Below are 9,276 nucleotides of genomic sequence, written 5' to 3' on the forward strand. Positions count from 1 at the left end.
GAGGAAATCCTGCTGCATCAGCGTGGCGCCGGGAATCGGATCGACCGGATTGATGTCGACGCCGAGGACGAAGCCGCCCTTGCCCTCTTCCGACTTCACACGCTTGACCGCCACCTGGGTCCAGCCACCCGGCGCCGCGCCTAGATCGACCACGCGCATGCCGGGCTTGAGCAGGTTGTGCTTCTCGTCCAGCTCGATCAGCTTGAACGCGGCGCGGCTGCGATAGCCCTGCGTCTTCGCGGCGGACACGTAGGGATCGTTGAGCTGCCGCTGCAGCCAGCGCGCCTGGCCGACGGTGCGTCCCCGCGCGGTCCTGACCTTGACCTTCGCGCGGTGGCTCGGTCCGGGAATACGTGCGCTCATGCCGGCAAATCCTGGCCCGCGGCCTTCTGCATCAGTTCGACCAGTACGCCCTCGCGCACGCCGCGATCGGCGACGCGCAGGCGCGTGGCCGGCCAGAAGCGGTAGATCGCCTCCAGAATGGCGCAGCCGGCGACAACGAGATCGGCGCGTTCCTCGCCGATGCAGGGATGCTGCGCGCGTTCGGCCACCGACTGTCCGGCCAGCGCATTGGACTGCCGGATCACGGTGGGGAAATCAAGCCAGCAGCCATCGACATGCCGGCGCTCGTAGCGCGGCAGGCCGAGCAGCACGCCGGCGAGCGTCGTCACGGTCCCCGATGTTCCCAGCACCTGGACGCGGCCCGAGGCGAGCTTCTCGCCCAGCCGGTGCTTCGTCTCGAAAGGCGCCAGCATGGCCGCCACCTCGTCGATCATGCGGGCATAGGAACCGCTTTCGTGGTCGCCGGGGCCGAAACGCTCGGTCAGGTTCACGACGCCGAAGGGCAGCGAGGTCCAGTCGATCACCTCGACGCTGCGCCGCTGCGTGCCCGGCGCCGGCAGCCTCGCCCAGAGGATCTCGGTCGAACCGCCGCCGATATCGAATACGATGGCATGACTGTGCGGCGGTTCCAGCAGTGGCGAGCAGCCGGCCAGCGCCAGCCGCGCCTCCTCGGCGGTGGAAATGATGTCCAGCGAAATGCCGGTCGCCACCTTCACGTGATGCAGGAATTCGGCGCCGTTGCCGGCCCGCCGGCAGGCCTCGGTGGCAACCGCGCGGGCAATGCCGACGCCGCGCCGCGCCATCTTCTCGGAACAGATCTTGAGCGCCTCGATGGTGCGGCTCATCGCGGCTTCGGACAATTCGCCGGACAGGCTCAGTCCCTCGCCCAGCCGCACGATGCGCGAAAAAGCCTCGATGACGCGGAAGCCGTCGCGGCCATTCCGGTCGCGCTGCGGCCGCGCAATCAGCAGCCGGCAATTGTTGGTTCCGAGATCCAGTGCGGCAAAGACGGGAGGTGGCGCCCGCCCCGGCCCGAGGGAAGGCGTTCCGTTCACGGCGGGCGCATTCATGGTCACGGCGCCCCGCGCCGGAGAAAAACTGGCAATCGCATGCGCGGAGTGTAACCCGACTGAACCGGCGGGTTAAGACGTGCGGTTCAAGGATGTCCGCTCGGCGTCGGCGCCGCGGGATCAGTCCTGCCGGGGCGCGCCGTTCTTCGGCTGACTTCCCGCCGGGCCGCTGGCGCCCGGAACGGCGAAGATCTGACCCGGATAGATCAGGTCGGGATCGCGGATCTGGCTCTGGTTGGCGCGGTAGATCTCGGTATAGCGGATGCCCTCGCCGAGCAGCTGCCGCGAAATGCGCCACAGGCTGTTACCCGGCTGGACGACGACGCTCTGCCCGTCGGCGGACATCTGGATGTCCTCGGGTTTGGCGCGGCTGAACGGCAGTTCCAGGCGCGAGGCGACCTTGCCGCCGGCCTGCTCGACCTGGTCGACGCGCAGCGAGTAGATGCCCGGATCGACCGGCTTCTCCGGCTTCATCGTCCAGCGGCCCTGCTGGTCGGCGGATGCCACGCCGATCGGCTCGTTGTTCAGATAGACCTGCACGGTGGAGCCGGCCTGGGCGCGGCCCGAGAGGATCAGATTGCCCTTCTCGTCGTATTCCACGGCATCCAGCGCCAGACCGCGGCGGGCCGGATCGAGCGGCCCTTCGGCCGGACGCTGCAGCAGGCGGCTGGCGCCGCGCGACGGCGTCAGCACCGCAATCGCCTGCTCGCCGCCTTCGCCCGGCTGGCACTCCGGCACCACGGCGACAACAGATGCGTCGGCCTTGATCACCTCCTGCCCCTGCAGCTGCGATTCCAGCACGAATTCCTGGTTGCCGCGCTCCAGCGGCAGGTCGGGCACGAGCACCCATTCGCCGCGCAGATCGGCGGTGACACGGCCGATCTCGCGGGTGCCGGTCTTCACGACGACAACCGAGCCCGGCGTCGCGCGGCCGGCGAACACGGCGGTGCAGTTGCGGCTGATGCGCACCACATCGAAGCTCGGAACGACCTTCTCGACGGTTTCGGGCGGCGGCACTACAGGCGGCGGCGGTACCGGCGGCGCATCGGCATTCTCTGTCTGATGCGGCAGACCGCGCTGGTTCGGATCGGCGCCAAAGAAGATCACCGCCAGTATCCCGAGGACAGCGACGCCGAGAAGAATGAAGAAGAAACGACTGCCGCGCACCGGTTTTCCTGGCCTGATGCAATTGTGAACGCAGGCGGAGATTAAGCCCTCGCCATGTTGCTCGCAACTCCTCTAAGCTATAGCAGTTTCAATATAAAATCGCTGATCGCATCCGCCTGCGACAATTGGGACATCCAGCATGCCGCGATTGCCATTTCTTCTAGGGATTACAGTCATTCTGCTCGCCAGGGTGGCCGCGGCACAGCCCTCTCCGGCAATCCCCGATCGCAGCGACCCGGTGCGTTATGGTGAATATGTGTTCCGGGCCGGCGGCTGCCTGGAATGCCATACGGACACGAAAAACCGGGGACCGGCGCTGGCCGGCGGCCGCGGACTGGCGACGCCCTACGGCGTCTTCTACTCGCCGAACATCACGCCGGATCCGGAGACCGGCATCGGCCGCTGGACGGAAGCGCAGTTCATCACCGCGATGCGCGATGGCAAGGCGCCGGACGGTTCACCCTATTATCCGGCCTTTCCCTATACCTCGTTCACCAAGGCCACGGATGAGGACCTGCGTGCGCTCTGGGCCTATCTCAAGGCGCAGCCCGCGGTGTCGCAGCCGAACCGGCCTCACGACCTGCAATTCCCGTTCGGCATCCGCAGCCTGATGTGGGGCTGGCGACTCCTGTTCTTCGAGCCGGGCGAATTCAGGCCCGATCCGGCGCAGTCCGCCGAATGGAACCGCGGCGCGTATCTGGTCGAGGCGCTGGCCCATTGCGGCGAATGCCACACGCCGCGAAACCGGCTCGGCGGCCTGCAGAGCGACATGCGCTTCGCCGGCTCGGCCGACAATGCCGAAGGCGACCGCGTGCCCAACATCACGCCGCATCCGAAGACCGGCATCGGCAGCTGGAGCGCGGCGGACATCGCCGGCTATCTCGGCATGGGCATGACGCCGGACGGCGATTTCGCCGGCGGCCTGATGGGCGACGTGATCGAGCACAGCACGAGGCACCTGACAGAGGCGGACCGGCTGGCCATGGCGGTGTATCTGAAATCCCTGCCGCCGGTGGACTACACGCCGCCGCGCAAGCAGCAGCAGCCGGCGCAGCAGTAAGCGGCAGCATTCAGTGTCTGGCCGGGTGCTGGCCCGGGCACGACAGGTAAAAAAGACGAAAAAGGGCCGGCGCAAAGCCGGCCCGTTCGTGCATGCGATGATGTGAACGCTCAGTTCTTCGGCGTGCGGTAGGGGCGATGGCAGGCGCCACAGGTGCCGCCGAGCGCGGCGAAATCGGCTTTCACGGCATCCATGTTGCCGGCCTGGGCGGACGCGGCGAGCTTCTCGGCGGCAGCCTTGGCATTCATGGCCTTGGCATCGAAATCCGCCTTGTTGGCCCAGATCTCGGGCTTGGCCCAGGTCTCGGCGCCCTTGTCCGACCCGGCCGGGAAGAGCGACGGCACCTTCTCGGAGGTCTGTGCAATGGTGCGGGCCGGCGCCACGGCATCGGCGGCCGGGCCATTCCCGTCAACGACCTTCTTGATCGCCGTCATGGCGGCGCCCTGCGCCTTCATGCCCTCCTGGCGTGCCTTGATGACATCCGCCTGCGCCAGGGCGAAGCCGCCCGCACTTGCCACAGACAGACCGATCACGGCAGCGAATAATGCCTTGTGCCACATTGCCATTGGAGCTCCCCTGCTGAAAAAACCCGATTGCTGGACCGGGCGAATCCTGTATAGCCGTTTCCTCCGATCCACACGATAAGTCCTTCAATGTTCACGAAAAAGTTAGCTTGAGGTTACCCGCGGGTAACGCCGGCGGCTTTTCCCGCTGGCATCCCCTGCCGGAATGGAGTACCCATCGCCACCCCCGCCCGTTCAGAGAATCTCCACCTGTTCCGATGACCGTCATCCGTTCCGTTTGCGTCTATTGCGGCTCGAATCTCGGCGAGAGCCAGATCTACACCGCCCAGGCTCAGCTCGTCGGCCGCCTGCTGGCCGAAAACGGCATCCGCCTCGTCTATGGCGGCGGCCGGATCGGCCTGATGGGCGTGGTCGCCGAAGCGGCGCTCGCAGCCGGCGGCGAGGTGGTCGGCATCATCCCGCATCACCTGCATGACCGCGAGGTCGGCCACACCGGCGTGACCGAGCTGCATGTGGTCGATTCCATGCACACCCGCAAGCGCATGATGGTGGAGATGTCGGACGCCTTCGTCGCCCTGCCCGGCGGTCTCGGCACCCTGGACGAATTCTTCGAGGTGGTGACCTGGCGCCAGCTGCGCCTGCACGACAAGCCGATCATCGTGCTCAATGCCGGCGATTACTGGCACCCGCTGCTGGCGCTGATCGAGGCGGTGGTCGAGCGCGGCTTCGCCCGCCGCAGCGCCACCAGCCTGTTCACCATCGTGGACGACGCGGAAAGCCTGATTCCGGTGCTGCGTGCCGAGCCGCCGCCGGAACACCCGCCGGCAACCAGCCGCATCTGACGGTATTTGAGCAATTTTCGACCGGGCTCAAGTTTAAATCCCGGTACGCCGCGGCCGAAAAGCTTCCCGCCCCGGGCCGGCTTTGCTAGGGTCCCGCGCACATTCAGCAACCCGTGATCTCTGGAGGACCGGTATGGCGAAGATCAAGGTCAAAAATCCCGTCGTCGAGCTCGATGGCGACGAGATGACCCGCATCATCTGGAAGTTCATCAAGGAGAAGCTGATCCTCCCGTATCTCGATATCGATCTGCTCTACTACGATCTCGGCATCGAGTACCGCGACAAGACCAACGACCAGGTGACCGTCGATTCCGCCCACGCCATCCTGAAGCACGGCGTCGGCGTGAAATGCGCCACCATCACGCCGGACGAAGCCCGCGTGAAGGAATTCAATCTGAAGGAAATGTGGAAGTCGCCGAACGGCACGATCCGCAACATCCTCGGCGGCACCATCTTCCGCGAGCCGATCATCTGCAAGAACGTGCCGCGCCTGGTGCCGCACTGGACCGATCCCATCGTGGTCGGCCGCCATGCCTTCGGCGACCAGTATCGCGCCACCGACTTCAGGTTCCCCGGCAAGGGCAAGCTGACGATCAAGTTCGTCGGCGAGGACGGCCAGGTAATCGAGAAGGAAGTGTTCAACGCTCCCGGCTCCGGCGTCGCCATGGCGATGTACAACCTGGACGACTCGATCCGCGACTTCGCCCGCGCCAGCATGAACTACGCGCTGGCCCGCGGCTGGCCGCTCTACATGTCCACGAAGAACACGATCCTGAAAGCCTATGACGGGCGCTTCAAGGACATCTTCCAGGAAGTGTTCGACAAGGAATTCGCCGACAAGTTCAAGGCGAAGAACATCACCTACGAACACCGCCTGATCGACGACATGGTCGCCTCGGCGCTGAAGTGGTCGGGCAAGTTCGTCTGGGCCTGCAAGAACTACGACGGCGACGTGCAGTCCGACACCGTGGCCCAGGGGTACGGCTCGCTCGGCCTGATGACCTCGGTGCTGATGACGCCGGACGGCAAGGTGGTGGAAGCCGAGGCCGCCCACGGCACGGTGACCCGCCATTACCGCGAGCACCAGGCCGGCCGCGAGACCTCGACCAATCCGATCGCCTCGATCTTCGCCTGGACGCGCGGCCTGATGCATCGCGCCAAGCTGGACAACAATCCGGACCTGGACAAGTTCGCCAACACGCTGGAGAGGGTCTGCATCGAGACGGTGGAATCCGGCTTCATGACCAAGGACCTCGCGATCCTGATCTCGAAGGATCAGCCCTGGCTGACCACCCAGAAGTTCCTCGACAAGATCGACGAGAACCTCAAGAAGGCGCTGGCGGCGTAACGCTCCGGCACCGGGCCGACACGACAAGGGCCGCGTCACCGACGCGGCCCTTTCTTTTACGGCTTATGTTCGGCACCCCCGGCTGCGCGAGGGTGGCGATGAGGGCAGGCGTTTACGCCGCCACCTTCGCCTTGCCGATCGCGGCGGCGATGGCGTCCAGCGCCTTTTCCGCACCGGAGGGATCGGCGCCGCCGCCCTGGGCAAAATCGGCGCGGCCGCCGCCACCCTGGCCGCCGATCAGCGGCGTGGCGAGTTTCACCAGCTCGGCGGCATTCAGCACGGCCGTGAGATCCTGGCTCACGCCGACCACCACGGCGACCTTGCCGTCGGCGGCCGAGGTCAGCGCCACGACGCCGGAGCCGATCTCCTTCTTCATGGCATCGACCATGCCGCGCAGGTCCTTGGCCGGCACGCCTTCCAGCTTCCGGGCGGCGAACTTGATGCCGTTGACCTCCTTCACCTGCGGGCCGCCGGCGCCGCCGCTCCCACCCAGGGCCAGCTGCCGGCGCAGTTCGGAGAGCTCGCGCTCCAGCTTGCGGCGCTCCTCGATCAGGGCGGCAATGCGCTGCGGCACCTCCTTCGGCTGCACCTTCAGGGCATCAGCGACCGCGCGGAGCGTCTCTTCCTGCTCGGCGAAATAGCGGCGCGCAGCCTCGCCGGTCAGCGCCTCGATGCGGCGCACGCCGGCCGCCACCGCGCCCTCGTTGATGATCTTGAACAGGCCGATATCGCCGGTGCGCTTCACATGGGTGCCGCCGCAGAGCTCGGTCGAGTAATCGCGGCCGTCCTCCAGCTTGCCCATGGAGAGCACGCGCACCTCGTCGCCGTATTTCTCGCCGAACAGCGCCATGGCGCCGGCGGCGATCGCCTCGTCCGGCGTCATCAGGCGCGTGGTGACGGCATCGTTCTGGCGGATGATCTCGTTGACCTCGGCTTCCACCGCCGCCGTCTCGTCCGGCGTCAGCGCCTTGGGATGGCTGATGTCGAAGCGGAAGCGGTCGGGCGCGACCAGCGAGCCCTTCTGCGTGACATGCTCGCCCAGCCGGCGGCGCAGCGCCGCATGCAGCAGATGTGTCGCCGAATGGTTGGAGGCGATCGCGGCACGCCGTGCGGTATCCACCGTCAGCGTCGACATGGCGCCGACTTTCACGGTGCCCTCGGTCACCTTGCCGACATGCACATGCAGGGCACCGAGCTTCTTCTGCGTGTCCGACACCTCGATCTTCGCGCCGTCGGCCGTAACGATCACGCCGGTATCGCCCATCTGGCCGCCGGACTCGCCGTAGAACGGCGTCTGGTTCAACACGACGGCAACCTCGGTACCGGCTGTCGCCTCCTGCACCTGGGCACCGTTCACCACGATGGCGTCGATGCGGCCCTCGGCCACCTGGGTGTCGTAGCCGAGGAATTCGGTGGCGCCCTTCTCTTCGCGGACGTCGAACCAGATTTTGTCGGTGGCCGCCTCGCCCGAGCCGGCCCAGGCCTTGCGCGCCTCTGCCTTCTGCGCCGCCATGGCGGCGTTGAAGCCGTCGAGATCGACCTCGATCTTGCGGCCGCGCAGGGCATCCTGCGTGAGATCCAGCGGGAAGCCGTAGGTGTCGTAGAGCCGGAACGCCACCTCGCCCGGCAGGCGGTCGCCCGCCGACATGTTCTGCGTGGCTTCGTCCAGAAGCTTCAGCCCGCGATCCAGCGTCTGCTTGAAGCGGGTCTCTTCCAGCTTCAGCGTCTCGGCGATCAGCGCCTCGGCACGACCGAGCTCGGGATAGGCGCGGCCCATCTGGCCGACCAGCGCCGGCACCAGCTTGTGCATCAGCGGTTCCTTGCAGCCCATGAGCTGGGCATGGCGCATGGCGCGGCGCATGATGCGGCGCAGCACGTAACCGCGCCCCTCGTTGGAGGGCAGCACGCCGTCGGCGATCAGGAAGCAGGACGAGCGCAGATGGTCGGCGATAACGCGGTGGCTGATCCGGTGCTCGCCGTCCGGGTCGGTATGCGACAGGTCGGCCGAAGCCTCGATCAGCGCCCGCATCAGGTCGATGTCGTAATTGTCGTGCTTGCCCTGCAGCACGGCGGTGATGCGCTCCAGCCCCATGCCGGTGTCGATGGATGGCTTCGGCAGGCTGATCCTCTCGTCCTTGGAGATCTGCTCGTACTGCATGAAAACGAGGTTCCAGATCTCGATATAGCGGTCGCCATCGGCGTCGGGTGAACCCGGAGGGCCGCCGGGGATCCTGTCGCCGTGGTCATAGAAGATTTCCGAGCAGGGACCGCAGGGGCCGGTATCGCCCATGGCCCAGAAATTGTCCGACGTGGCGATGCGCACGATTCGCTCGTCGGGCAGGCCGGCCACCTTCTTCCAGATGTCGAAGGCCTGGTCGTCGTCATGATAGACGGTGACCCAGAGCTTCTCCTTGGGCAGGCCGTATTCTTTGGTGATCAGGTTCCAGGCGAGCGGGATCGCCTCTTCCTTGAAGTAATCGCCGAACGAGAAGTTGCCCAGCATCTCGAAGAAGGTGTGATGCCGCGCGGTGTAACCGACATTGTCCAGGTCATTGTGCTTGCCGCCGGCGCGCACGCATTTCTGCGAACTGGCGGCGCGGGTATAGGGACGCTTCTCCTGGCCGGTGAAGACGTTCTTGAACTGCACCATGCCGGCATTGGTGAACATCAAGGTGGGGTCGTTGCGCGGCACGAGCGGCGAGGACTCCACCACGGTGTGCCCATGGCGGGCAAAGTAATCGAGGAAGGCCTGCCGGATTTCGCTGGCGGAGGACATCGTTTTCATCCCTGGTCGACGGCCCGGCGAGCGGCGCCGCATGAAACTGGACAGATTGTCATGAGCCGGACCCACCCCGGCAAGGGGCCTTAATTACCGTTCCACCCCACCCCTGTCCAGCAAGCTCGCCATCCCTAAGTGCCTTGG

The 9,276-nt window shown here is 66.1% G+C and carries 8 protein-coding genes; 3 read left to right on the top strand and 5 right to left on the bottom strand.

Annotated features, from left to right (window positions below):
* The 3 genes from VKZ87_RS15685 to VKZ87_RS15695 all read right to left on the bottom strand — a co-directional run.
* On the bottom strand, positions 1–363 hold a 363-nt coding region (locus tag VKZ87_RS15685), incomplete at its 3' end, for an RlmE family RNA methyltransferase (RefSeq protein WP_324222203.1).
* Positions 360–1,412, bottom strand: coding sequence for a Ppx/GppA phosphatase family protein (locus VKZ87_RS15690; protein WP_324222204.1), 1,053 nt, complete (start codon positions 1,410–1,412; stop codon positions 360–362). The genes VKZ87_RS15685 and VKZ87_RS15690, both read right to left, overlap by 4 nt.
* A gap of 120 nt (positions 1,413–1,532) precedes the next feature.
* A complete protein-coding gene (locus VKZ87_RS15695) occupies positions 1,533–2,579 on the bottom strand; it encodes a LysM peptidoglycan-binding domain-containing protein (protein ID WP_324222205.1) in 1,047 nt (348 codons plus the stop codon).
* 139 nt (positions 2,580–2,718) lie between these two features.
* On the opposite strand from VKZ87_RS15695, the gene VKZ87_RS15700 reads away from it, so the two are divergent.
* Complete coding sequence (locus VKZ87_RS15700; RefSeq protein ID WP_324222206.1) at positions 2,719–3,639, top strand: c-type cytochrome; 921 nt, start codon at positions 2,719–2,721, stop codon at positions 3,637–3,639.
* 110 nt (positions 3,640–3,749) lie between these two features.
* Here the strand turns inward: VKZ87_RS15700 and VKZ87_RS15705 are convergent, their stop codons facing one another.
* The gene (locus VKZ87_RS15705; RefSeq protein ID WP_324222207.1) at positions 3,750–4,205 is read right to left on the bottom strand and encodes a cytochrome c; all 456 of its coding nucleotides are present in this window, start codon (positions 4,203–4,205) and stop codon (positions 3,750–3,752) included.
* Between the two features lie 215 nt (positions 4,206–4,420).
* Here VKZ87_RS15705 and VKZ87_RS15710 point away from each other — a divergent pair, with 215 nt between their 5' ends.
* Entirely contained in the window at positions 4,421–5,005 is a 585-nt protein-coding gene (locus tag VKZ87_RS15710; protein WP_324222208.1) for a TIGR00730 family Rossman fold protein, read from the top strand.
* Positions 5,006–5,138: 133 nt separating this feature from the next.
* On the top strand, positions 5,139–6,353 hold the full coding sequence (locus tag VKZ87_RS15715) for an NADP-dependent isocitrate dehydrogenase (RefSeq protein WP_324222209.1): 1,215 nt from the start codon (positions 5,139–5,141) through the stop codon (positions 6,351–6,353).
* Between the two features lie 112 nt (positions 6,354–6,465).
* On the opposite strand, the gene alaS is transcribed toward VKZ87_RS15715, so the two are convergent.
* Positions 6,466–9,129 (bottom strand): alanine--tRNA ligase, encoded by a 2,664-nt coding sequence (gene alaS / locus VKZ87_RS15720; RefSeq protein ID WP_324222210.1) that lies wholly within the window; start codon positions 9,127–9,129, stop codon positions 6,466–6,468.
* Positions 9,130–9,276 lie beyond the last annotated feature (147 nt).

The organism is Ferrovibrio sp., assembly GCF_035304305.1.
Classification (GTDB): domain Bacteria; phylum Pseudomonadota; class Alphaproteobacteria; order Ferrovibrionales; family Ferrovibrionaceae; genus Ferrovibrio.